At 67.1% G+C, this 22,952-nt stretch carries 20 protein-coding genes and 1 tRNA gene; 11 read left to right on the top strand and 10 right to left on the bottom strand.

The features are described from left to right. Window positions 1-39 precede the first annotated feature (39 nt). Window positions 40-1,473 (top strand): right-handed parallel beta-helix repeat-containing protein, encoded by a 1,434-nt coding sequence (locus tag KA248_12120; GenBank protein ID MBP7830652.1) that lies wholly within the window; start codon window positions 40-42, stop codon window positions 1,471-1,473. Window positions 1,474-1,508: 35 nt separating this feature from the next. On the opposite strand, the gene KA248_12115 is transcribed toward KA248_12120, so the two are convergent. After that, entirely contained in the window at window positions 1,509-3,503 is a 1,995-nt protein-coding gene (locus tag KA248_12115) for a hypothetical protein (GenBank protein MBP7830651.1), read from the bottom strand. Window positions 3,504-3,968: 465 nt separating this feature from the next. Between KA248_12115 and KA248_12110 the strand changes: the two genes are divergently transcribed. After that, entirely contained in the window at window positions 3,969-5,525 is a 1,557-nt protein-coding gene (locus KA248_12110; protein ID MBP7830650.1) for a hypothetical protein, read from the top strand. Between the two features lie 44 nt (window positions 5,526-5,569). Here KA248_12110 and KA248_12105 read toward each other — a convergent pair whose 3' ends face one another. Genes KA248_12105 through KA248_12095 form a run of 3 tightly spaced genes read right to left on the bottom strand, consistent with a single transcriptional unit; the run spans window position 5,570 to window position 9,914 of the window. Further along, on the bottom strand, window positions 5,570-6,802 hold the full coding sequence (locus tag KA248_12105; protein MBP7830649.1) for a hypothetical protein: 1,233 nt from the start codon (window positions 6,800-6,802) through the stop codon (window positions 5,570-5,572). After that, complete coding sequence (locus KA248_12100) at window positions 6,799-8,433, bottom strand: SGNH/GDSL hydrolase family protein (GenBank protein ID MBP7830648.1); 1,635 nt, start codon at window positions 8,431-8,433, stop codon at window positions 6,799-6,801. The genes KA248_12105 and KA248_12100 overlap by 4 nt, the downstream gene beginning before the upstream one ends. After that, complete coding sequence (locus tag KA248_12095) at window positions 8,430-9,914, bottom strand: B12-binding domain-containing radical SAM protein (GenBank protein ID MBP7830647.1); 1,485 nt, start codon at window positions 9,912-9,914, stop codon at window positions 8,430-8,432. Before KA248_12095 ends, KA248_12100 begins: the two co-directional genes overlap by 4 nt. Before the next feature lie 131 nt (window positions 9,915-10,045). On the opposite strand from KA248_12095, the gene KA248_12090 reads away from it, so the two are divergent. The 5 genes from KA248_12090 (at window position 10,046) to KA248_12070 (ending at window position 16,032) form a co-directional block, all read left to right on the top strand. Then, the gene (locus KA248_12090; protein ID MBP7830646.1) at window positions 10,046-11,932 is read left to right on the top strand and encodes an amino acid permease; all 1,887 of its coding nucleotides are present in this window, start codon (window positions 10,046-10,048) and stop codon (window positions 11,930-11,932) included. Between the two features lie 4 nt (window positions 11,933-11,936). Further along, the gene (locus tag KA248_12085; GenBank protein ID MBP7830645.1) at window positions 11,937-13,385 is read left to right on the top strand and encodes a DUF4080 domain-containing protein; all 1,449 of its coding nucleotides are present in this window, start codon (window positions 11,937-11,939) and stop codon (window positions 13,383-13,385) included. Window positions 13,386-13,535: 150 nt separating this feature from the next. Continuing rightward, entirely contained in the window at window positions 13,536-14,453 is a 918-nt protein-coding gene (locus KA248_12080; GenBank protein MBP7830644.1) for a zinc ABC transporter substrate-binding protein, read from the top strand. Then, window positions 14,444-15,217 (top strand): metal ABC transporter ATP-binding protein, encoded by a 774-nt coding sequence (locus KA248_12075; protein MBP7830643.1) that lies wholly within the window; start codon window positions 14,444-14,446, stop codon window positions 15,215-15,217. The genes KA248_12080 and KA248_12075 overlap by 10 nt, the downstream gene beginning before the upstream one ends. A gap of 5 nt (window positions 15,218-15,222) precedes the next feature. Next, window positions 15,223-16,032 (top strand): metal ABC transporter permease, encoded by an 810-nt coding sequence (locus KA248_12070; GenBank protein ID MBP7830642.1) that lies wholly within the window; start codon window positions 15,223-15,225, stop codon window positions 16,030-16,032. A gap of 10 nt (window positions 16,033-16,042) precedes the next feature. Here the strand turns inward: KA248_12070 and KA248_12065 are convergent, their stop codons facing one another. Beyond that, a complete protein-coding gene (locus KA248_12065) occupies window positions 16,043-16,342 on the bottom strand; it encodes a hypothetical protein (protein MBP7830641.1) in 300 nt (99 codons plus the stop codon). 228 nt (window positions 16,343-16,570) lie between these two features. Between KA248_12065 and KA248_12060 the strand changes: the two genes are divergently transcribed. Then, entirely contained in the window at window positions 16,571-17,485 is a 915-nt protein-coding gene (locus KA248_12060) for a hypothetical protein (protein MBP7830640.1), read from the top strand. 43 nt (window positions 17,486-17,528) lie between these two features. Here the strand turns inward: KA248_12060 and KA248_12055 are convergent. The 4 genes from KA248_12055 to KA248_12040 all read right to left on the bottom strand — a co-directional run bounded on the left by KA248_12055 (window position 17,529) and on the right by KA248_12040 (window position 19,630). After that, a tRNA-Leu gene (locus KA248_12055) sits at window positions 17,529-17,615 on the bottom strand. A gap of 48 nt (window positions 17,616-17,663) precedes the next feature. Then, entirely contained in the window at window positions 17,664-18,524 is an 861-nt protein-coding gene (locus KA248_12050; protein MBP7830639.1) for a hypothetical protein, read from the bottom strand. A gap of 5 nt (window positions 18,525-18,529) precedes the next feature. Further along, window positions 18,530-19,252 (bottom strand): metallophosphoesterase family protein, encoded by a 723-nt coding sequence (locus KA248_12045; GenBank protein ID MBP7830638.1) that lies wholly within the window; start codon window positions 19,250-19,252, stop codon window positions 18,530-18,532. A 72-nt stretch (window positions 19,253-19,324) separates the two neighbouring features. Then, window positions 19,325-19,630 carry an acylphosphatase gene (locus KA248_12040; GenBank protein ID MBP7830637.1) on the bottom strand — a complete coding sequence of 102 codons (306 nt, stop codon included), beginning with the start codon at window positions 19,628-19,630 and terminating at the stop codon, window positions 19,325-19,327. Between the two features lie 35 nt (window positions 19,631-19,665). On the opposite strand from KA248_12040, the gene KA248_12035 reads away from it, so the two are divergent. From KA248_12035 to KA248_12025, 3 genes are read left to right on the top strand one after another with little or no spacing between them, the layout of a single operon-like run. Then, a complete protein-coding gene (locus tag KA248_12035; protein ID MBP7830636.1) occupies window positions 19,666-21,369 on the top strand; it encodes a family 20 glycosylhydrolase in 1,704 nt (567 codons plus the stop codon). Beyond that, the gene (gene lepB / locus KA248_12030) at window positions 21,366-21,881 is read left to right on the top strand and encodes a signal peptidase I (protein ID MBP7830635.1); all 516 of its coding nucleotides are present in this window, start codon (window positions 21,366-21,368) and stop codon (window positions 21,879-21,881) included. The genes KA248_12035 and lepB overlap by 4 nt, the downstream gene beginning before the upstream one ends. Next, a complete protein-coding gene (locus KA248_12025) occupies window positions 21,878-22,408 on the top strand; it encodes a hypothetical protein (protein ID MBP7830634.1) in 531 nt (176 codons plus the stop codon). The genes lepB and KA248_12025 overlap by 4 nt, the downstream gene beginning before the upstream one ends. 12 nt (window positions 22,409-22,420) lie before the next feature. Here KA248_12025 and KA248_12020 read toward each other — a convergent pair. Then, window positions 22,421-22,952 (bottom strand): hypothetical protein (locus KA248_12020; protein MBP7830633.1); only part of this gene is annotated, 532 nt, incomplete at its 5' end.

The following is a 22,952-nucleotide window of genomic DNA, read 5'->3' as shown; positions in this document are numbered from 1 at the left end:
GCCGCCCTGTCGGGAGGACACTTTAAGGGGAGGTACTTCATGAAGCCGAAGGCCTTGAATGCTATCCTTGTGGCGTTCTGTTGGTCTGCGTTCGGAGGAACTTTTTCACTGGCGGTCACGCGATATGTTTCCCCCGGGGGCGGCTCGGTGCCCCCCTTCACCAACTGGTCCGACGCGGCCACGAGCATCCAGGTGGCCGTGGATGCCTCGCAGAACGGCGACAGCGTGATCGTGGGCGACGGGATCTACTCCACGGGTTCGCGTGCAACACCCGGCGGCGTCCTGCTGAACCGGGTAGTGATCACCAACAACATCACCCTGCAAAGCCTCAACGGCGCCTCCAACACCGTGATCGCGGGCGACAAGATCTCGCCCACGGACCCGGTCCGCTGCGTGTACATGTCGGGTCAGGCCTCCCTGATCGGCTTCACACTGACCAACGGCGGGGCCCGGAGCCGGGCGACGGGAAGCTGGCCAAAGGATGTATGCGGAGGTGGGCTGTATATCGCCAGCGCCACCAATGCCGGCGCCTACGACTGCGTCATCAGCGGCAACAGGGCCTCCTCTGACGGCAACGGCGGCGGGGTCTGCACCGAAAACTCTTACGCCGAGCTCATCGACTGTATCATATCCGGCAACGATGCCGGTGGCGGCGGCGGCGGCATTATACTGGAGGGCGGAGGACCTTTCCTTGCCAACTTAGCGATTCAACACAATGACGGCGGCGCCAATGGCGGGGGAGGCGTCCTCTTTTACCACGCGAATTCCGAGGTCCGAAATCTCCTGGTGGCGAACAACACGGCCGGCGAGGGAGGCGGCCTCTACCTGGACGGCTCCAGCCCTCAACTGGACAACCTGACGATCGCGGCAAACGTCGCCCCCGCCGGTTACGGCGGCGGCATATCCGTTTCGTACAGCAGCCATCCCGTTCTGCGGAACTGTATTTTGTGGAACAATACGGAGGAGCAGATCACGTTCAATCCCGATTGGTACAGCATGGATATTACGATCTCATACTCCGACATCGAGGGCGGGCAGGCCGGCATTGTCACGTACGGCAAGGGACCCGTGAACTGGCTGACAGGGAACGTGGACACGAACCCGCTGTTCGTGCCGGCGGGAACCTATGCCCTCCAGGAAGCCTCGCCCTGCATCGACCTGGGCGAGAACCTCGGCTGGATGTCCACGGCGACGGATCTGATCGGCAACCCCCGCATCGTGAACGGCCTGGTGGACATGGGGGCCTTCGAGTACGGCGTGGACCGCGACATCTCGATCCGGGTGTCCGCCGTGGACATCGTGTGGTTCGGGTACCTCGGGGAAACCTACCAGGTACAGGGCACCATGAGCCTAGTCAACCCGGTATGGGAGAACGTAGGGAGCCCTGTGCCCGGCACGGGGGCCTACCTGTACGTGATGGACGTCATCCGGGACACCGGGCACAAGCACTACCGTGTGATCGAGGGGCCTTGACCAGGTAGGGCCGCGTGCTGGCGCGCGCAGATGCCTCAAGGCGCGGTCAGCCGCACGTCTTCCACCAACAACACGACGCGGGCCGCGGGGCCGAGGCTGTCGGACAACCGGACGGCGGTGCGGCCGGGGGGAAGCGACGGGAACTCCAGCGTCCATTCGTGCATCTGGTTGGCCGGGAAAGTCTCCTGGGAACCCGTGGAACTCTGCACGCGTTTGGTTCCCTGCACGGCCACGCCCCGGACCGTCAACCGGGCCGCTGACGCGGCATCGGTCAGGTTGTAGATCCCGAGTTCCGCCGAGCCTTCCAGCATCCGCCAGTCCCGGTAGTCCTGCGTTTTGACATAGCGCCAGCCTTCCCCGTAGTCGAAAAAGAGCGGCCGGCCCGCGGCGCGGGCCTTGGCGAGCATGTCCTCGGTGGTGTTGTAGAAGATCTCGACCACCACGCGGTTCGTGTTGTCGGCGTAGTAATCCTCGGTCATGCCCAGCCAGCGCTGCCGGAGCTTGAGGGCCGGCTCGTTGGTGATGATGGCATGCCGGGCAAAGTATTCGCGCGGCCAGTCCCAGCCGCCCACCGTGGGCACGTAGAAATAGCACTTGATCAGCTCGACGTACGCGGCATCCGGGTAGCGCATCACGAACTGCTTCACCGTGTCGCGCCACTTGAGTTCCAGGAAATTCTTGAGCGGCTCGTTGGGAACCGTGAAGGTCACGTAGGTGTTCGTGGGCGCGTGGAACCGCATCTCGTGGCTCGGTTCAAACCAGCGGTCCACGATCGCGGGGGCGCCTTGAGGAAGATTCGCGTCGAGCCACCGGCTGACGTGGCTGTAGGGGGTGGGATGGCCCGTCAGGTTGACGGTCCACCAGAGCGGCGCGGCGGCGTGCGCGGCCATGCCCGCGAGGAGCACCGCCGTGGCCGCGGGCACCGCCGAGGGGTGCCGCCAGCGCCGCCCCGCCCAGGCCGCCGCTTCGTGGATGGCGAGCCCGGCGAGCAGGATGGGGAACAGCCACAGCGGAATGAAGTAGCGAAGCGTGTAGATGCCGCCGCTCAAGGTCATCATGAGAGCCAGCATGGCGAACAGCACCACGCCGATCAGCAGCGTCCACGCCAAGCCCGGCCGTAGTTCGCGATTCCGCCAGGCCAGGATGACGCCGAGCACAGGGAGGCCCAGCGTCAGAGAAGCCCCGACGGCGCCCTTCCCCCACCCCAGGACGAAGGGCAGGCGGCGCATGGCGGCGAAGGTGTACACGGGATCGTTGGAGATCTTGTCGAGAATATCCCACTTGGTGTTCACGGCCGTGAAGAAGGCCAGGGCCCATGGCGCGATCGAGAGCGCCCACACCGCGAATCCCACCCAGCATCGCGGGGGGATGGCGCGGAAATTCCAGGACGCCCTCTTGAGCGTCAGGAAGAACAGCGTCAGCCAGAGCAGCCCGGTGAAGGGCCACGCCGACAGGTGGGAATAGGAACCGAGGACGGCGGCCGCCGTGACGCCGGCCAGCAGGGCGCGGGCCGGCGGCCGCCCCTCGGAGGCGGCCTTCAGCAGCGGCACGAAAAAAGCCGCGGTCAGCGTGACGAAGGGCAGGACGAACCCGTACGCCAGCCCGATCCGGCCCCAGAACAGCGCGAAGGGATTGACCAGGCCCAGAACGCCGAGAATCCAGCCGAGGCGCGGGCCGACCCACCACCGGCCTAGAAAAACGAGAAAAAGCGGGGTCAGCACGCTCAAGGCGGCGAACGGCGCGCGCACGTGGAAAAGGGTCACCGGCAGGTCGAAGGTCCGGATGTAGATGCAGGTCGCCACGCGCGAGAGCGGCATCTGGCGACCAGCCTGGAACACCTCGATGAACCACTTGAAATACTCGACCGGCTTGATCCCACCCTGGAGTTGCTGGATCAGCTCCACCTCGTCCGAGCGCGTATCGGTGACGCCCAGCTTGTAGAAACGGAGGCCGGCCGACAAGGCCAGCAGGGCAGCCAGGCCCAGGATGAACCCGAACCGGCGCGGCGCCCTTGGACCGTTTTTCATCACGACTGTGTTTCCCCCCCCATGTCGTCATCCCGTCATGCCTGTTTGAACAGAGACTACCTTGGCGTCATCCCCTTGTCTATCGTGCACAAGCCTTGCACGATGTGGCACGCAGGCCGCCCACGTGGGCCCGCGGGTGTTGGGTAAGGAGGAGATTCCTCGCTGGCGCTCGGAATGACGGATCCCGGCTTGTCTTCATGTCATCTTGAGCGCAGCGAAGGATCTCCTAAGGGTAACGACGGTGTGCTTTCAAAGAAGGATCGCGGGATGCCTGGGAGATGCGTCGTTCACGCTAGGAATGACAGCGCGGCCACACCGCAAGATCGCCGCGCCCCCCGCTTGCAGGCCGGCGGGGGCGCTGGTAGAGTCTGGCCCCGTGCGTGGCAGGGCACACACTGAAATGCTGAACGGCGGGCCGCATGCCCGTTGCGCGATGACTTCCCGAATCCATAAACCCAGCTATTTCCCGTGAACGAGCCCGTTTCCAGTTCCTCCCGGCGCCTGCTCGACGCCCTGCCCTACGTCGCGCTGGCCGTGTACGCGGCGATGACATTCATCCTCATCCCGCGTCACGAACTCTGGCGCGATGAAGCGGCGGATTGGCTGTACGCCCGCTGGGGCCCGAGCCTGGGCGCCGTCCTGCACGATCTCGGGTACCAGACGGATCCCGGCGGATGGCACACGACTTTGTACATTCTTCTCAAGCTGGTGCCCCATCCCTACACCATGCAGGTTTTCCATTCCCTGATGGCGATCGCGGGGGCGTTCCTGTTCATCCGGTTCGGGCCGTTCTCGCGCACGGAAAAGATCCTGTATCCCTTCGGGTTCTTCGTGTTCTACGAGTACAACATCGTGGCGCGCAATTATGTGCCCATCCTGCTTTTTCTCTGCCTCGCCGCCACGCTCTACGGACAGCGCTTCCGCCGGCCCTGGCTCTACCTGCTTCCGCTCGCCCTCATGGCCCAGACCCACATGTACGGCGGCCTGTTCGCCGGGACGCTGGTCCTGCTGTACGTGACGGAACTGGCGTTCGCCCATCGCACCCGGTGGCGCGAGTACGCGCCTTTCATCGCCCCGCTGTTTGTCCTCGGGCTTGTTTTTCTTGCGACGTTGTACCAGTTGATCCCCTTCGCCGAAGTGCGCAACGTGTTGTCGGGCGGCGGCGACATCGATTACTTCCAGACGGCCCGGGGCGTCCTGCTCCGTTTGATCTCGCCCGTGGTCCAGTCCCAGTTCTACTTCTGGCCTGCCAACACGGTGAGCGACCAGCACTCCACCCTGCTGGCGCTTGTTTACCTGGCCGGCCTTCTCTACCTCGTCCACGCCAAGCCCGTGCCCCTCGCCTATTTCCTGGTCACCGGCGGGGCCATCTCCTACCTGCTGGTGTTCCGCGGCAGCAACACGCGCTTCATCGGCATGCTGTGGCTGCTCCTGGTCTTCACGCTGTGGATCGGCCGCTACTACCCGGTGCCGGCTCGCTGGACGGACTCCCGGTGGATGAAGCTGTATCCGCGCCTCCGGGCCGTGATCTTCTCGGCGTTCCTGGTCCTGCAAGCCGTCGGGACACCCACGGCATTCGGGATGGATTACCGCTATCCGTTTTCCGGCGGGCGAGAAACGGCGCAGTTCCTGAATGCTTATCTGAAGGGGACCAACGTGCTGGTGGGCACCGTGCTCTCGTACGCCACGCAGTCCATACAGCCCTACATGCGTCCCGAACTCCCGCCCTTCTACTGCATCGAGCAGGAGCGTTTCTACCAGGGCCTGATCTGCGACGCGAAGTGGTACGAGAACGACAAAAAAGTTCCGCCCGTGGAGGCCATCCGAAGGCTGATCCGGAAAGCGGATTCCGGAACCTACGACCGGGTGCTGCTGATCACCCTCATGCCTTTACAGGCCCCCGGTATTCGGGCCATCGGGCCTTTTCCGCCCGACCGGCGCGTGTTGTGCGGCGACGAGAGTTTCTTCGTACACGAGATCGACGTGGAGACCGTCCGCGCCCTGGCTTTCTCTCCGGAAAGGTAGCCGCCTGCGTGAGTAGGTGGCCGGCCACGCGCTAACGCGCGCGGCTACTTCGGACGCAGGTCCTCGCCGGGTTTCACGATGCGTTCGAATCCATAGGCCGCCAGGATGGCCAGGACCAGTTGGAACACCTGCAGGAATTTGTTCGGATTTCGAATGTTGTTAATAATCGGCAGCTTGTAGAACACGGCGTAGAGGGGGAAGTACTTCCCGAACGAAAGCAGCAGCGTCACCAGCGCGGCGGCTCCCCAGAAGAGGATCTCCGGCTTTTGCCGCGTCCCGAGTAGGGCCGCGAGGGCGAGGACGAGCGGGATGGCGCCCAGGTACTGATTCTCCAGCTTGAAGTTCTGGAAGCCGCGCCGGGTCTGCTCCCAGCCCTCGGACCGCCCCATGCGGCCCCAGTAGGGGCCCGCCGGCTCGCCGCTGCGCCAGCCCATGTAACCGGGCGCAAAGAAATCGATGCTCTCCTCCGGCGGCCAACTCCACTGGGTGACAAACGCCCATTTCTCCTCGGGGTTTTCCTGCTTCATCGAAGTCACGCCCTGCACGTTGGCCCGGTATCCTTCCCACAGCGGATGAAAGGCGATCAAGCCGGCGGAAAGCAGCAGCGGACCCAGCACCACCGCCCATTTTCTCCACTGCGTCCCCGCGGCCTGCCAGAGCCGGAAGAGGGCGTACGGGCCCAACGCAAGGGCGAAGAACAGCGCCACGTCCGCCTGTTCCAGGAACATGGCCCCCAGCGCTCCGCCGGCCAGGATGGCCAGGGCCGGCCGGCCGGTTTCCACGGCGCGGTCCACCCACCAGAGATAGAGGGCCGCCCACATCAGGACCCCGAATTTCATGATATGCCCCGCGTAGGTCAGCGTGAAATTGCTGCCGACCCAGAAGGCCGCGAGCGCCGCGACCGCGCACGCGGGCCAGCTCATGTCCCTGCGCCGGAGAAACGCCGCCAGCGCCAACGACGCCAGCACAAGGTCCAGCCCGTGAATCCAGTTTACGAAAACCATCAACGGCGAAAGCCAGAGCAGCAGGTGGGTCCAGCCGGGCGGGATCACCATGTTGAAGCCCAGCAGCATGCCGTCGTACCAGCCGCCCGAATACCCGCCGGGCAGAAGGGCTTTGCGAAGCGCGAGGTCGCCGATGTTGTCGTCGGTGGTGAACAGGAACCGCCCCGGCACAAGGATCGAGCGGAAAATGGCCGCGGCGACCAAGAGGAGAATCGCGACGAACAGGAAGCGATCGAAACGATCGGTCTGCCGGTTGCCGGGCGGGCCGTTCATGGATTCCTCCGTGCGCGTATCTGTTGCAGCGCGCCGCGCACTTGCGCCTCGCGCGGATTGATCTTCAGCATCTCGACGGCCGCCGCTTCCGCCTCCTCGAGCCGGTTCCCCGCCATCAGCGACTGGAGCCGGATGCCCAGCCATTCGTAACGTTGAGGCGCCGTGGACGGCTGATAGCCGGCCATCGCGTCCGCCGCCAGCTCCGCGCGGCCGGAATAGAGACAGGTCCGGAAAATCTGAACGACCACGCCATGGTCCCCGGGCCGCATCTCGAGGCATTTTGCCAGTTTCGCGAGCTTCGATTCGATGACCGTGTCCGTGCCGCCCCATCGCCCCTGCTCGAACAATTCCACGAACTCGAAATCGTTGGTCGCGCGGCCGGTCAGCTCGTTCATCGCCGCGGCCAGCGCGGGATCGGCCTCTTGGGCCCGGCGCGCGCAGTAAACGGCCTCGTGGGGCAGCCGTTCGTTGAGGAACTCCCCGGCCAGGAAGGACCAGTAGCGGCCGCTTTGTATAAAAGCTTTCACGGCCTCTGCCGCCTCCGGCGCGATCGCCGGCGCGAGTTCCTGGGCCAGCAGCTCCTCGCCCAAGGGGCGGAGATGAATGCTGTCGTTCTGCCATACCTCCACGCCGGGTCCGAACTCGCCGGCCTGCTGCCGTTCGTACAGCCGGTTAACCACGGCCCAGGCGTCGAAAACCTCGGCGCCCTCCCGCGGTTGGCGCTGCGCGGCGGAGTAGTCCGCGTGGATGGCCTTGTACAAGTCCAGCGTGTTGGTGGTCTGGTAAACACGACCGAAATGGTCAAGCGCGCCGGCCTCGTACGCCGGGAGCGGGTAGCGGCGGGATTCCGGCCGGACAAAGATCATCAGCCGCGTGTCACGCGCCCTGCATTGTCCGGCGAACCCATCGAGATTGCGCCGGAACCGCTCCAGCGGCACCCGCGGGCGCGGCCAGGACCGGTCGACGGCCTCGATCAGCCGCCCGACGCCCTGCGCCAGCCGAAGGACCTGGAGCCGCTGGGCCCACGGGGATCCACCGGACGGCGCGGCCGGCAGCAGCCGGTCTTTTTCGTGATCGCTGAACCCGTCCGATTGGACGAGCTGGTCGTTCCACCCATGATACACGATCACCAGGTCCGGGTGGCGCGGCAGCACCCAGCGCTCCAGCGCGATCAGGCTCTGGTGGGTCGAATACGACGAGCAGCCGACGTTGAGCATTTCATAGCGGGCTCCGCCGGTGGCGGCGTTCAGCAGCCGGATCACGCGCTCGGGGTACGGCCGGTATCCGCCCTGCGTGGTCGATCCTCCAAGGAACGCCACGCGGAACTGGCCGGGCTTCTTCTCGATGGGAACCTCGGGGCGGCGGAAGCCGTAGCGGTCCGTGAACGGGGTGTTCGGCTGCGACACCCAGAGATAGCCGGGCGGCGCAAAATCGGTCTGGATGTAGAACTCCTCCGTGCCGATGAAACCGGCCACGGTGGGCTTCCAGAGCAGTTTTTGCCGGGGTTCATGGCGGAACCCGGCCAGGCGCAGGACCCCTTCGAGCACGGCCAGGACCAGCGCGGTCATGACCAGGGAAAGCAGGAGACGCTTGAACAACGCGCGGCCGGCGATCTTGTGCGGCTCGTTCATTCGGACGTAGTTCTAAAGGACGGCTGCGGCCTCTTCAACTCATTAAACCGGCGGGCGGCCTTTCGCGCGAAGTGCGCGCGGAGGGCGTGCACGTAGGCCTGCATGGCGTCGCGCAGGTTGCGCGTCTTCCAGAATTCCTTCAAGGCCGCCGCGACCATCGAGGGACGCAGGGACTTCAGCATGGCCCACAGCACGTTGAGCGACACGAAACCCGCCAGGTTGCGCCACCCGACCAACTTGAAGTAGGCCCGCCGGATGGCGACCTGCTCTTCCATGGTGAAGTGGATCTCCATCACCGGGCGGTCCACCATGCCGCGCCCCTCGTAGGAGCGGTCCTTCAGCCAGCCGTTTGCCGTCGCCTGCTCGAACAGCTCCGAGCCGGGAAACGGGATGAGAAAGTAGAACTCGGAAAACGACGGCTTGATCCGCTTCACGAGTTGCCGGGTGAGTTCGACGTCCTCCATCGTCTCCTCCGGGCAGCCGACGAGAAACGTGGCCATCGGGGCGATGCCGGCCTCGTGGGCGGCCTTGAAGGCGGCGGCGGTCTGCTCGGGCGTCTCGCCTTTCTTGAGGGCCTTGAGCACCTTCGGCGAGCCGGACTCCACCCCGATGTCCACTTGGACACACCCGGCCTTTTTCATCAGACGGGCCAGGTCGAGGTCGAACATGTTCACGCGCACCTGGCAGCCCCAGGTCAGGCGGTACGGCTCGCGAAGCAGGGCCTCGCTGAAATTCCGGGCCCAGGACGGGGGCGCATTGAAGGTGTCGTCCAGGAAGTGCACGGCCTCGATGCCGTACTCGTTTCGCAGGCGGCGGATTTCCTGCAGGACGTTCTCCACCGACCGGCGGCGCACCTTGCGCGTGAACATCAGGTGCGAGGAGCAGAAGGTGCACTGGTACGGGCACCCGCGGCCGGTCATGATCATCGGCGTGCCCGCATCGAACCACTGGCCCCGGATGCCGCCCGGCGGGCAGAGGTACTTCTCGAAATCCGGCATGCACTCGTAGGCGGGCAGCGGGATGTCGTCCAGGTTCCAGATCACCTCTCCCGGCGCGAAAGGCCGGCCCGGCAGGTACACTCCGGGGATCGAGTCAAACGGCTCGCCGTCCACGATCCGGCGCAGGGTCTTTTCCCCCTCGCCGACGACCACCGCGTCCGGCCGGAAACGCCCGGTCATCGCCTCTTTTTCCACCGTCGGGCCGACGCCGCCGAGGATGATCTTCGCGTCCGGCAGGGCGGCGCGAAGGCTATCGAAGAGCTCCTTCGCGCGGCCGGCCGTCTGGGTCATGAAGCTGATGCCGACCAGGTCGGGCTGGAACTCCACGATGTCGCGCAGGTCGCGCTGGTCCGGATCGGGGTCGAACACCACGGCCCGGGTCCGGTCCTTGACGCAGGCGGCCAGCACCAGCAGGTTCACGGGAATCCGCTGGCGCGATTCGAGCCGCACGTTGACCAGGGCCACTCGCCGATAGGCGCTCATGACGGAGCGGTATTGTGCACGGCGCGGGGACGGCCGCAAGCCAAACCCGCCGGCCGATCCTCTTGGCGATTCACGAAGAGGCCCATCCATGGCAAACAGCGTTCGTCGGCGAAGGGCTTTCCCCTTGATCCATGACGGATGCCCGCACAGCGAGTCCGAAGGCCACGCCCCGGCTGGAAAAGAAGCTGGGGCTCTGGGCCGTTTTCTCCATCGCCACGGGGGCCATGATCAGCTCCGGCATCTTCGTGCTGCCGGGCCTGGCCTTCCGCCACAGCGGGCCCTCGATGATCCTCGCCTACGCCGTGGCCGGGCTGCTGAACATCCCCACCATGCTGGCCCAGGCGGAACTGGTGACGGCCATGCCGAAGTCCGCGGGCAGCTACTTCGTCGTCGAGCGGAGTCTCGGGGCGTACATCGGCACCGTGGCCGGCCTGATCAACTGGTGCGCCATCGGCCTGAAGGCGGCCTTCGCGCTGATCGGCATCGGGACGCTGGCCGAAATCCTGGCGCCCGGCGCCGGCCCGTGGGTGCTGAAGGCCACCGCCATCGCGGCCGCTGTCTTCTTCACGGGCCTCAATCTCGTGAGCGTGGAGGGCACCGGCCGGCTGCAGGGCCTGATGGTGATCGGCCTGCTCGCCGTCCTGGCCCTGTACATCGGCGCCGCCACGCCCCTGCTCCGTCCCGCCGCGTACCGACCGTTCTTCGGCGGCGGCCTCAAGGAGTTCATGGCCGTCACGGGCATGGTCTTCGTATCCTACGGGGGGCTGACCAAGGTCGTGGACGTGGCCGAGGAGGTCAAGGCCCCGCAGCGCTCGCTGCCGCTGGGCATGTTCCTTTCTTATGCCGTCGTGAACGTGCTGTACGTGGGCGTGGCGTTCGTCACGGTCGGCCTGCTGTCGGGGGAACGCCTGGCGGCGTCGCTGCATCCCGTGCAGGACGGCGCCACGGCCGCGCTCGGCGCGGCCGGCGCGATCGTCGTGGGCCTCGGCGCGTTCCTCGCCTATGCCACCACGGGCAACGCGGGCATCCTGTCCGCGTCGCGCTCCCCGATGGCCATGAGCCGCGACGGCCTGCTGCCGGCCTTCCTCACCCGCACGCATCCCCGTTTCAAGACCCCGCACGTGGCCATCCTGCTGACCGGCCTCACGGTCACCCTGGTGATCGCTTTCCTGTCCATCGAGAACCTGGTCAAGACGGCCTCGGCCATGCTGATCCTCTCCCTGGGTTTCATCAACGTCTCCGTCATCGTCATGCGCCACAGCCGCATCGAGGGATACCGCCCGACGTACCGCATGCCGCTGGTGCCGTGGCTGCCGCTGGCCACGCTGGTGGTCTACGGGTTCATCATCGCGGAGATGGGCGTCGTGGCCCTGGCGACGACGTTCGGCTTCATCGCCGCGGCGAGCGTCTGGTACATGCTCTACGTCCAGCACCGTATCGACCGCGAGTCGGCCGCGGCCTATCTCGTCAAATCCGCCATGTCGAAGGAGATCCAGCGCTCCGGGCTGGAGGACGAACTCGTCCAGATCAGCCTGGAGCGCGACGAGGTCGTCACGGACCGCTTCGACGTCCTCGTGCGCACGGCCCGCATCCTGGACCTTCCTGACCGCATCACGGCCCGCGAGCTGTTCCACCGGCTCGGCGAACTCATGGGCCCCGCCCTCGGGCTGACGCCGGAAAGAATGGAAGAACTGCTGCTGAACCGCGAGCGGGAGGCCAGCACGGTGGTGCACACGGGTGTCGCGATCCCCCACATCATCGTCGAAGGCTCCGGGGTGTTCCAGATGGCCCTGGTGCGCTGCCGGGAGGGCGCCGTGTTTTCCGACCTGCAGGAGCCCGTGCACGTCATGTTCGTGCTGGCCGGATCGACGGACGAGCGCAATTTCCATCTCCGGGCCCTGATGGCCATTGCCCACGTCGTGCAGGCCCCGGACTTCATGGAGCGCTGGATGGCCGCCCCCCACGCCGAGCAGCTCCGCGACATCGTCCTGCTGTCGCGCCGGCTGCGGGAAAAATGAGGGCATGACCGATATCGTCTTGAGCACCCTGAACGCCAGGTACATCCACCCGGCGTTCGGGTTGCGATGCCTGCAAGCCAACCTGGGTCCGCTCCGATCCCGCTCCCGGATCCTGGAATTCGACCTCAAGACCGTGCCGGGACGCGCGGCGGACGCCCTCCTCGCGGAGCATCCCCGGATCGTCGGGCTCGGTGCGCATATCTGGAACGCGGAAGCGCTCGAAGGCCTGGCCCGCGAGTTGAAGAGCCGCCAGCCCGACCTCGTGCTGGTCCTCGGCGGGCCGGAGATCACGGAGAATGAAACCGGTTTGACGCGCCTCGCGGACTACGTCATTGCGGGCGAGGGCGAGGAGCCCTTCCGCCGCCTGTGCGCCGACCTGCTGGAAAGCCGGCGGCCCGCCGGCCGGTTCATCCGCACCGGGCCGGCCGACCCGTCGACGCTCGCCCTGCCCTACGACCTGTACTCGGACGCGGACCTCGCGCACCGGATCACCTACGTCGAGTCGTCCCGGGGCTGCCCCTATCACTGCGATTACTGCCTCTCCGCCGGCGATGCACCCGTCCGGTACTTTCCGCTGCCCCCGCTGCTGGAGGCCTTGGACGGGCTGCTCGGGCGCGGCGCGCACACGATCAAGTTCGTGGACCGCACTTTCAACCTGGACTTTAACCGCTGCCGCGAGGTGCTGACGTTCTTCCTCGACCGCCTGCGGCCGGACCTGTTCGTCCATTTCGAGATGGTGCCCGACCGGTTCCCGGACGAGTTGCGCGGCCTGCTGGCGCGGTTTCCCGCGGGCTCGCTGCAGCTTGAAATCGGCATCCAGACCTTCAATCCGGAAGTGGCGGCTCGCATCCGCCGCCCGCTCGATCCGGGGGCTGTGGAGAACAACCTCCGATGGCTGCGGCAAAACACCCGAGCCATCCTTCACACGGACCTGATCGCGGGCTTGCCGGGCGAGACGCTACAGAGTTTCGCCTCCGGGTTCGACCGGCTGGTCCGCCTCGAGCCGCACAAGATCCAACTCGGCATCCTGAAGAAACTGCACGGCGCGTCCCTCGCCCGGCATGACGAAGCCGGGTCCATGCGCTACAACCCGCGCCCGCCCTACGAAGTGCTTTCCACGTCCGCGACGGACGAGCCGACGCTGACCGGAATCAAGCGCTTCGCCCGCACCTGGGAACTCGTGGTCAACCGCGGCCATTTTCCCCGGACGGCGCCGCTCCTTTGGACCGGCGCGGCCAGCCCGTTTGAAGCCTTCGCCGGTTTCAGCCGGTGGCTCTTCTCGCGGTTCGGCCGCGACTTCGGGCTGCCGTTAACCGAATTGACGGACGCGCTGTTCGAGTTCCTGACCCGCGTCCGCGCCCTGCCCCCGGACCCCGTGGCAGCCAACCTCCTGAAGGACTATCGGGGTCCGGGGCGGAAGGATATTCCGCAAAGCCTGCGTCCGTTCATGTAGACGCACAGGCTTGGAGCACGGCGAGGCGGCGCCGTGTTGAGCGCCGTCGCGCCCCGATTCGTTGCGAGATCGGGGCTTGCCGGCGCACTCCTTGGCCGGCATTTGCCTTGCCGTGATCGCGCGTCGCGGCTACAACACCTGCGGTTCCTCATGCGCATGCGCTGTCAGATCCTGATCGGCGTGGCGGCGGCACAGCTCGGTCTGGGCGCCGCCGGGGCCGAACCGGTCCGCGTCGTCACCACCATCTTTCCTTTGGCCGACTGGGCCCGCGCTGTCGGCGGCGACCGGGTCGAGGTAAAGCCACTCCTTCCCCCGGGCGTCGAGATCCACACCTATTCGCCCAAGCCGTCCGAGGTCCTCGCCCTGCACCGCGCCGGCGTGTTCATCTATCTCGGCGACGACCTGGAGCCTTGGGCCGAAGACCTGCTGGACGGGCTGCCGGAACCGCGTCCCATGGTGATCGAGGCGGGCCGCGGCATTCCCCGCCTGTGCGGGCACGAGGAGCACGAAGCGCATGATGGACACGGCCATGCGACCGATCCGCATCTCTGGCTCGACCCGGTCCTGGCGCAGGACATCGTGGCCGCCATCGCGGAAGGCCTTGCGCAGGCCGATCCCGAAGGGCGCGAGACCTACCTCGCCCGCGCCGCCGCCTACCGGGTGGAGTTGCAACAGCTCCACGAGGAGATCCAGGCAGGGCTACAGACCTGTCGGCACCGCCGGATTCTCTACGCCGGCCATTTCGCGTTCGGCTATTTCGCCCGGCGGTACGGGTTGGAGCATGTTTCGCCGTACGCCGGATTCTCGCCCAACGCCATGCCGACGCCCTCGCAGATCGCCGCCCTGATCGTCCTCCTGCGCGAGTCCGGCCAGAAGATCCTGTTCCACGAGGAATTGCTCGATCCCCGCGTCGGCCGGGTGATCGCGGGGGAAACGGGCGCCCGGCTGGAGGTCCTGCACACGGCGCACAACCTGACGCGGGAGCAGCATGAACGCGGCGGCATGACGTATCTCTCCATCATGCGGGAGAACCTGGCGAAGCTGCGCGCGGCCCTGGAGTGCCCGTGAACGCGATCGACGTCCAGGACCTGTCCGTGGGGTACGGGGTCGGCCTGGCGCTGGAGAAGGCGACCTGGCAGGCGCGGGAGGGCGAATTCTGGGCCGTCGTCGGCCCGAACGGCGCGGGTAAGACGACCCTGCTCAAGACGCTGCTCGGGCTCCTGCCGCCCTCCGCGGGCCGCGCGACCGTTTTCGGTGAGCCCGCCGGCCGGTTGCGGGCCTGGTCGAAACTCGGATACCTCTCCCAGTTCGCCGGCATCGCCTTTCCCCGGTTCCCGGCCACCGTGCGCGAGGTGGTCGGCATGGGGCGCCTCGCGGGCCACCGCTTTCCGCGCTGGCTCGACGCGCAGGACCGCGAGGCGGTCGCGGAGACCCTCGACCGGCTGGACATCGCCGCGCTGGCGTCCCGGCGCATCGGGGAACTGTCCGGCGGCCAGCGACAGCGCGCGCTGCTGGCCCGGGCGCTGGTCAACCGGCCGCGCCTGCTCCTGCTCGACGAACCGACCCTGGCGCTCGACCCGGACAGCCGGAACGCCTTTTACGAACTGCTGTCCGCACTCAACCGGCGGGACGGCGTGACGGTCGTGCTCGTCACCCACGACAGCGCCACGGCGGGCCGGTACGCCGCCCGCCTGCTGTACCTGGACCGCACGGTGGTGTTCGCGGGCAGCTTCTCCGAGTTCTGCGATTCGCCGGAGATGACGGCCCGGTTCGGTTCCTTCGCGCAGCACACCATCTGCCACCAGCACGACGGGGCGGGGGGCGCGCCGTGAACCCGGTGATCGAACTGCTGCAGTTCGGCTTCGTGCAGCGCGCGCTCGTGGCGGGCGTCTTTGTCGCGCTCGGGTGCGGGCTGCTCGGGGTCTTCCTGGTCCTGCGCCGGTACGCGATGATCGGCGACGGGCTTTCGCATTTCGCGTTCGGCGCCGTCGGCCTGGCCCTGCTCCTCGGCTGGACGCCGCTCTACGTCGCCCTGCCCCTCGTCGCGCTGGCCTCGCTGGTCATCCTGTACCTGCCCGACCGCGCGGCGCTGTACGGCGACTCGGCCATCGGCATGATCTCCGCCGTCGGCATCGCGGCGGGCGTGCTGCTCTCCAGCCTCGGCGGCGGGTTCAACGTGGACCTGTTCAGCTTCCTGTTCGGCGACATTCTCTCCGTCAGCCGCGCGGAGGCCCGCCTGGCCGTCGGCCTGGCCTTCGGCGTGATCGGCATGATCGCGCTGTTCTACCAGGAACTGTTCGCCGTCACCTTCGACGAGACCGCCGCGCGCGTCGCGGGGATCCGGACCTCGCGGATCAATCGCCTGCTGGCCCTGCTGACGGCGCTGATGGTGGTGCTCGGCATCCGGGTGGTGGGCACCATGCTGGTTTCCAGCCTGCTGATCTTCCCGGCCGTCACCGCGCTCCAGTTCCGGCGTGGGTTCAAAGGGACCCTGGCGCTGTCCGCCGCGCTCGGGACGCTGTCCGTCGTGCTCGGCCTCTCGTTGTCGCTGCTGCTCGATACGCCCGCCGGGGCGATGATCGTGCTGGTCAACGCGGCGCTGTTCCTGGCGGCCTGTGCCCTGGCCGGCCGATCCCGGAATCCGTGAAGGCGCGCCCCTATTTCCGCAAGCGGCTCATGCGAAAGAACGCGCGCGAAAGCGGCGAGATCGGAATGGGCGGCAGGGCGTTGACGTGGCCGGTGGCCGTGAGCCACGGGCTGCCCGTCCACACGTTGGAGAGACTGGTCGAACTCTGCGCGAGGTTCGAGACCCCGGGCGGCGACGTGTAGTAGTATTGCCAGACACCCGGTACGGAGGTGTCCCAGCGCACCATGCGCGGCGACGCGGCATAGAGGAACTGCGCCCGGGCCGTCAGGTCCAACCCCCCGGCCGCGAGTAACAGCCACGCTCTTTTCATGCGCTCGCTCCCGTCTGAACTGGATGGCTCGGAATATACGATGACTCCGGATTTCCTCAAGGGACTGGCCTCCATCGCGGTAATGCCGAAGTAGGGGCGTCGCTTGTCGGCGCCCTCGGGCGTCGCAAGCGACGCCCCTACAACCCCCGGCGTGACGGAACGGTTATCCATCGCGCTTTCCTTGCGCCAAGGAGGCGGGTATCCTATGGCAGCAACAAGGGGGGCAGAATGAACAAGCCTGTTTTTCGGTTTCGTAGCGTCGCGCTGGCCGCCACGCTGGTGTTGATCTCGTGGAACGGGGCCGCCGCGGAGCCGCGCGTCCTGGCCAGCGAGGGAGGCTTGACGCTGACCTCGGAGCACTTCGACGCCGGCGTGGACCTGATCCAGTTCATCATCGGGCAGCCGGTCAAGGCCTCGGAGCTCAAGGAGCTGGAGGCTAAACTGGTCGAGGAATTCGGGCAGATGCCCGGCGAGGTGATCCGGCAACTGACGGACATCCAGGGCTCCCTTCGCCAGTTGCACGCCCTCACGGACCCCGGCCAGATCAGCCTCGCCCGCCAGCAGCTCTTCGGCGCGCTGTACCAGGCCACGCTCCCGATGCCCGAGGCGGACAAGCCTCTCATGGTCCAGGTGATCAACCGCTACATCCGGGTCCTGGCGGTGGATCCGTACCAGGGCCTCCTGCTGACCGACCGCGACGCGGACGGCCTGCTGAACTTCCTGGCCTTCATGTCCGGCCTCAACGGCCAGCCGGTCGTCCTGACCCCGGAACTGCAACGCGGCTTCGAACAGGACCTGGCGCGGAGCTTCCCGGGGCTGGCCCCGCCGCAAAAGCAGGTGGTCTGCGCGGGCAGCGTGCTCTGGACGATCCTGGACGCCCACTGGAAACGCCTGACCCCCGGCCAGCAGGAACAGTTCCGGCAACAGTATCGCATGGCGGCCGCGATGCCCCCGCCCCAACCCGTCTACCCCGCCGCGCCCTCGGGCGCGGGCGCCGGGTTGGACGCCATCGCCGACGCCGAGGCGCGCCAGCGCATGTTCGAAATCCTCTCCGACGTCAGCCTTCAGCAGCACGTCACCTCGCTGAACATCATCGAGAACATGAGCGACTCGGGCAACTACTGGGAGATCGTGGACTACTGACGGCGGCGGGCCCGTGCGCGCGCAGGGTTCAGGAGATAGAGATTGGTGCACCCGAGAGGAGTCGAACCTCCACGCCATCGCTGGCACAAGAACCTGAATCTTGCGTGTATGCCAATTTCACCACGGGTGCACCGGGCGTTTGGCTACGTTGGAAATATACCACGCGAGGGGCGGCGCGTCATCGCCTTTTTTTTCCGCCGGCGGGATCGGGGGTGAGGGTGGCCGGAGGCTGGAACAGTGATGGATCCTGGGGCGGCCGGATGCCGCGCAGCGTCACCACGCCCCCCGGGGACCTCTCAAAGCGCACCCCGGGGTCGTAGGCGTTGAAAACCCGCGGGGCGCCCGGGATGGCGTCGGGATGGACCGCGGGATGGGTGAACTTCCAGGGACTGGACTGGTGCAGCACGTGGATGTGCCCCTTGTAATCGCTTTCCATCCGGGGCTGGAACTGGCGCACGATCCGGCCGAGGTCGAACACCCCCAGGCAGCGCCCGCTTTTCTCGTCGTCCACGCGCAGGAAAAGCAGTTCCGTCCGGTCGCGGGTCATCGTCTTGATCGTGTAAAGGCGCGTGTCCTTCGCCGCGCCGGCCAACCCCACGGCCACCCGCCCCACGTCGAAGCCCGGCAGCACGTCCAGGAAAGCCTTCGGGGAGACAAAGGCCACGTCGCCCTGGCTCACGCGGGCCTGGATGGTATAGGGCCCGGTGGCGTGGATGCGGTAGGAGGCCAGCAGGTTGAATTCCATTTCCCGGGTTTCGCCCGGCGCGAGGACCAGGGGCGCTTCGGGGATCGGCTGGCCCGTCGGCAGCACGGGCTCGCCCGGCGCCTGTTCCACGCTGAAGCCGAGGCGCACGTCCGGGTTCTCCCCGCCGAACCGGAGCGGATGGCCCGTGTTGTTCGTGACCCGGACCGCCGCCCGCACGGGCTCGAACAACAGGGTGCGGGACGCCGCCAGGCGGCACGCGACCTCGACCTGGCCCGCCGCGGACCGGGCCAGGATCGCGCCGAACAGGAGCGCCGCTCCGAGACGCCGTTTCATGGATTTCATCGCCCGACCGCCAGTCGGGCGGCCACCCGGCCGGGCAGCCCGGCGTCTAGGATCTTCTTCTGGGTGATCCGGAAATCGTACGCCACGCGGCGCAGCTCGATCTGGTTCCGAACCAGGTCGTAGATGGCGTAGGCGGCCCGGGGATCGCCGTCGCGCGGTTGCCCCACGCTCCCGACGTTGATGAAGTACTTCTTGCCGCGCGCGACCTGGATGCGCGTGTAGAGGCCGCACCGCACCCCGTCCGCCTTCTCGAAGGCCAGCGGGACGTGCGTGTGTCCGAAGAAGCAGACGGCCGTGGTCTGGTAGTGGAAATGCGCCTCGGCCTCCAGCTTGTCAAACACGTAGCCCCACATCTCGGGCATGTCCAGGGTGCTGTGGACCAGCGTGAAGGACTCGATCATGGCCACGAGCTTGAGCTTGCGCAGGTACAGCCGCATCTCCTCCGGCAGGAGCTTGCGCGTCCAGTCCACCGCGTCCGCCGCCAGGGGGTGGAATCCGCTCAAGTTATCGTCGTGGGAGCAGTAGTGGTCGTGGTTGCCGCGGACCACGGTGGGGGCGAGTTCGCGCACCAGGTTGACGCACTCCACCGGGTTGGCATTGTAGCCGACCACGTCGCCGACGCAGGCGTAGTGCGTGACGCCCTGCTCCTTGGCGTCGGCCAGGACGGCGGTCAGCGCCTCTAGGTTGGCGTGTATGTCTCCTAATAGGGCGTATTTCATGGACCGGCCCGGGCTCCCGCCACGGGTTTTGTATAGCATAGCGGCTTCGTTCCCAAAGTAAAGAGGCGTTCGTCAGAACTTGACCCCGAACCCGCCGAACTCGCCCGACCCGTCGGACCAGGACGCCTCCTCGCCGGTGATGTATCGCCGGAGGGGTGAAAGGCGGATGGCGCCAAGGAACGCCCGGAGCACCGGTTCCTCGCCCTCGGCCACCAGTTCGACGGACCCGTCAACCTCGTTGCGCACGAAGCCGGTGATGTTGAACCGGGCGCCGAGGTCCACCGCGGTGAAACGGAATCCCACGCCCTGCACCCGCCCCTCGTAGCGGACGCGGACCCGCCGCGGCGCCGGACTGCCGCCCTGGACTTGCTCTTTCATACCTCGACCCGTCTTCGTATAGTAGGACGCACGCGATGACACCGCAATTACTTCCCTCGCCGCGCCGCCTCCGCCTCTCCGGCGGATGGCGGACCGGGCGCCCCACCCTTCGGCTGGAGCCGGCCGCCGGACCGCCCGAAAGCTATACGCTGACCATCGACCGCGACATCCGGATCGCGGCCCCCGACGCGGCCGGCCTGCTCCACGGGCAGCGCACGCTGCGGCAACTCCGGAACCAGTACGGGGCAAGGCTGCCCCGGCTCCGGATCGAGGATGCGCCGGCTTTTCCAAACCGGGGTTACTCGCTGGACATCAGCCGCGGCCGGGTCCCCACCATGGGCACCCTGGAGGCGCTGGTCGACCGCATGGCGGCGCTGAAAATGAACGTGCTGCAGCTGTACATCGAGCACGCGTTCGATTTCGCGTTCGACCCCGACATCGGCGCGGGAGGCGATCCGCTGACCGCGCGGGAAATCCGCGAACTGGACCGGTACGGCCGCGAACGGCACATCGAACTGATCCCCTGCCTGGCCTGCTTCGGCCACATGGGAAAAGTGTTAAGCCTGCCGCGGTACCGCGCGCTGGCCGAGATCGAATGGCCCGCCCGCGACTGGGACAGCGCGACGTGGCGCCAGCGGCTGCGCGGCGCGACGCTGAACCCCCGGCTCCCGGAAAGCCGCCGCCTGATCCGGAACATGCTGGACGAATTCCTGCCCCTCTTCTCCTCGCCGCGCTTCAACATGTGCGGGGACGAAACGTACGATCTCGGCCGGGGCGCCAACGCGGCCTACGTGCGCCGCCACGGCCTGGCCGCCCTCTACCTGCTGCACCTGAAGTTCATCCGGTCGGTGGCCCGGGAGCACGGCAAGCAGCTGATGTTCTGGGGCGACGTGATGCACCGGCACCCGGAGGCGATCCGCCGCCTTCCGCGCGATGCCGTCGCGCTGGACTGGGGCTACGAGCGCGACACGGATTTCGAGAAGGCCAACCGGTTCATCCAGGCAGGCCTCGAGACCTGGGTCTGCCCCTCGACGCGGGGCTACAAGGTGGTGTTCAACGAAGTCGAGGAAGCACGGGCGAACATCGCGGGATATGCCCGGGCAGGCCGGCGCCTCGGCGCACGCGGCCTGCTGGTGACGGACTGGGGCGACGTGGGGCATTTCAACCTGCCGGCCTGCTCCCTGCACGGGATGGCGCTCGGTGCCGCGATGGGATGGAACCCGGCCGGCGACGAGGGCCGGTCCTTCGACCGGTCCTTCTCCCGGCACGTCCTGGGCGATCCTTCCGGCCGCGCCGGCCGCCTCTTCGTGGAGGCCGGCGCCACGGGCTGCGCCCGCTGGCCGGCCCTTTTGGAGGGACCGGAGGAGCCGCCTGTCCCCATCGGGACCGCGCGCCGCGCCGCCCGGCGGGAGCCAGCTTGCCGCCGGCTGGCGCGGCGCCTGGCGGGTCTTCGGCCCGCAGCCGGTCTCCGCGCGGCGGATGTGGACGAACTCGCGCTCGCCGGCGAAGCGCTGCGTCTGACGGCGCGGCGCGTCGGCCTGCGCGTCGCGGGAAAAAATCCGGCTTTGATGCGGCAGCGGATTCTTGTATGGATTCACGAGTTGCAGCGGTTTTTCCGCCGGTATGCGAAAGGCTGGAAGCGGACCTCCCGGCCAGCCGGGCTGCAGGACCTGGCCCGCGCGTTCCGGCAGACGGGCCGCACGTGGCGCCAGTGGGCGGGGAAGGAGCGCAAACCATGACGGAACCGAAACAACCGGGCAGCCTGTTGAAACGCATGGCCGTGGGGGAGAACGTGAAGACCACCCTGCGCCGCGCCATCCTGCTGGGCCTTTTCTGCATCCTGCTGTTCAACTACGTCCTGCTGCCCGTCCGCGTGCAGGGCAACAGCATGGAGCCCACCTTCCGCGACGGCTCCTGGCATGTGGCCACCCTGTTGTCCTTCGCCGCCCGGGCTCCGAGGCGCGGCGAAGTGGTGGTCATCTCCATCGCCGGCGGCCGGCGCGCCCTCTATCTCAAGCGGGTGCTCGGCCTGCCCGGCGAGACTCTCCATTTCTTCAACGGGCGGCTGATCGTGGACGGCCGCGAGGTGCCGGAGCCGTACCTGGCGGAGCGCGGGAACTGGACGCTGCCGCAAGTCACGCTGGAAGACGACGAGTTTTTCGTGGCGGGCGACAATCGCTCCGTCCAGCTCGAAGCCCATGTCCTCGGGATCGTGAAACGCAAGAAGATCACCGGCGGGGTCTGGCGATGAAGACCGTTCCGCGCGGTTGGCGGTTCTGGACCGGCCTGCTGGCCGCCGCGGCGGTCGCGTACGGGGTCCTGGCCTGGCGGAACCGCGACGTGAGCCGGATCAGCCGGCGGATGGAGCATCTTCGGAAAACGTTCAACAAGGAGGCTGGGGAATCGCCGCTGGCCTCGCTGCGCCGCGCCCAGGAAATCGCCGCGGCCTTCACCGCGGCGCCGGATATCCGGCTCGGTCCGTACCTGCCGAATCTCTCGAACCGGCAGGACCTGGCCGTCGCCGTGCTCCATGCCCGCGCGACCCTGGACGAGATTGACGTCGCCATCCGGGACAAGCTCATCCGGGTCGCCGGCGACCGCCGGTCCGCCACGACCGACCTCGCGGTGGAAGGCGTCTACGTCTACGGCGACGATTGGGGGCGCGACGTGACGGACTTCCGGCTCGAGTGGGTCAAGCGGGACGGGGAATGGTTCATCCGGTCGGCGATCCCGCTGGAAACCATCAAGCCGCCGAAGAAGATCCGGCAAGCGCTCTGACTTACCCGGGGCCTACTTCAGGGCCCGGTACAACAGCAGGGAACTCGAGGCGCACGCCAGCGCGTTCCGCACTTCGGGCGCCGCCTCTCCGGCGATCCAGACTGTCCCGTTGTTGATGACCTCCACGGCGCCGAGCAGGCCGTCGGGCCCGCGGAAAAGGAAGCCGGAAGGCTCGCCCAGGGGAATCGAAGAGCCCGCCAGCTCGCGGATGCCCTCCACCGCGACCACGGTCGAGCCGTCGGTCAGCAGGCCGTTCAGCACGAGGTCGTTCAGCTCCTGGCCCATCGCCAGCTTCCAGGACCGGCCCTGGCCCTCGAACGTGCAGGCGAAGACGGTCTTCGACTTGAACGGCCACGTCAAGGTCCCGCCCGTATCCAGGAAATTCTCGAATTCCATTTCCTTCCACCGCACGCCCGTGGCGCAATGGGCCGTCCAGGGATCGTCCCCCGCGGCCCGGAGGGTGCACTCGTAGGTTTGCTTGGACTTGCCGCTTTCGAAGCCGCTGAAACGCCAGGCCGTGGTCCGGGTCCAGCCCCGGCGGACC

The sequence above is a fragment of the Kiritimatiellia bacterium genome (assembly GCA_018001225.1).
In the GTDB taxonomy this organism is placed as follows: Bacteria; Verrucomicrobiota; Kiritimatiellia; order CAIQIC01; family JAGNIJ01; genus JAGNIJ01.
This window is presented reverse-complemented; position numbering and strand designations above follow the sequence as displayed.

Bases quoted from the DNA above. Each gene is read 5' to 3' on its own strand.
- KA248_12120 (MBP7830652.1), top strand. From the start codon at position 40: ATGAAGCCGAAGGCCTTGAATGCTATCCTTGTGGCGTTCTGTTGGTCT.
- KA248_12105 (MBP7830649.1), bottom strand. From the start codon at position 6,802: ATGAACGGCCCGCCCGGCAACCGGCAGACCGATCGTTTCGATCGCTTC.
- KA248_12100 (MBP7830648.1), bottom strand. From the start codon at position 8,433: ATGAACGAGCCGCACAAGATCGCCGGCCGCGCGTTGTTCAAGCGTCTC.
- KA248_12095 (MBP7830647.1), bottom strand. From the start codon at position 9,914: ATGAGCGCCTATCGGCGAGTGGCCCTGGTCAACGTGCGGCTCGAATCG.
- KA248_12090 (MBP7830646.1), top strand. From the start codon at position 10,046: ATGACGGATGCCCGCACAGCGAGTCCGAAGGCCACGCCCCGGCTGGAA.
- KA248_12085 (MBP7830645.1), top strand. From the start codon at position 11,937: ATGACCGATATCGTCTTGAGCACCCTGAACGCCAGGTACATCCACCCG.
- KA248_12080 (MBP7830644.1), top strand. From the start codon at position 13,536: ATGCGCATGCGCTGTCAGATCCTGATCGGCGTGGCGGCGGCACAGCTC.
- KA248_12065 (MBP7830641.1), bottom strand. From the start codon at position 16,342: ATGAAAAGAGCGTGGCTGTTACTCGCGGCCGGGGGGTTGGACCTGACG.
- KA248_12060 (MBP7830640.1), top strand. From the start codon at position 16,571: ATGAACAAGCCTGTTTTTCGGTTTCGTAGCGTCGCGCTGGCCGCCACG.
- KA248_12050 (MBP7830639.1), bottom strand. From the start codon at position 18,524: ATGAAACGGCGTCTCGGAGCGGCGCTCCTGTTCGGCGCGATCCTGGCC.
- KA248_12045 (MBP7830638.1), bottom strand. From the start codon at position 19,252: ATGAAATACGCCCTATTAGGAGACATACACGCCAACCTAGAGGCGCTG.
- KA248_12040 (MBP7830637.1), bottom strand. From the start codon at position 19,630: ATGAAAGAGCAAGTCCAGGGCGGCAGTCCGGCGCCGCGGCGGGTCCGC.
- KA248_12035 (MBP7830636.1), top strand. From the start codon at position 19,666: ATGACACCGCAATTACTTCCCTCGCCGCGCCGCCTCCGCCTCTCCGGC.
- lepB (MBP7830635.1), top strand. From the start codon at position 21,366: ATGACGGAACCGAAACAACCGGGCAGCCTGTTGAAACGCATGGCCGTG.
- KA248_12025 (MBP7830634.1), top strand. From the start codon at position 21,878: ATGAAGACCGTTCCGCGCGGTTGGCGGTTCTGGACCGGCCTGCTGGCC.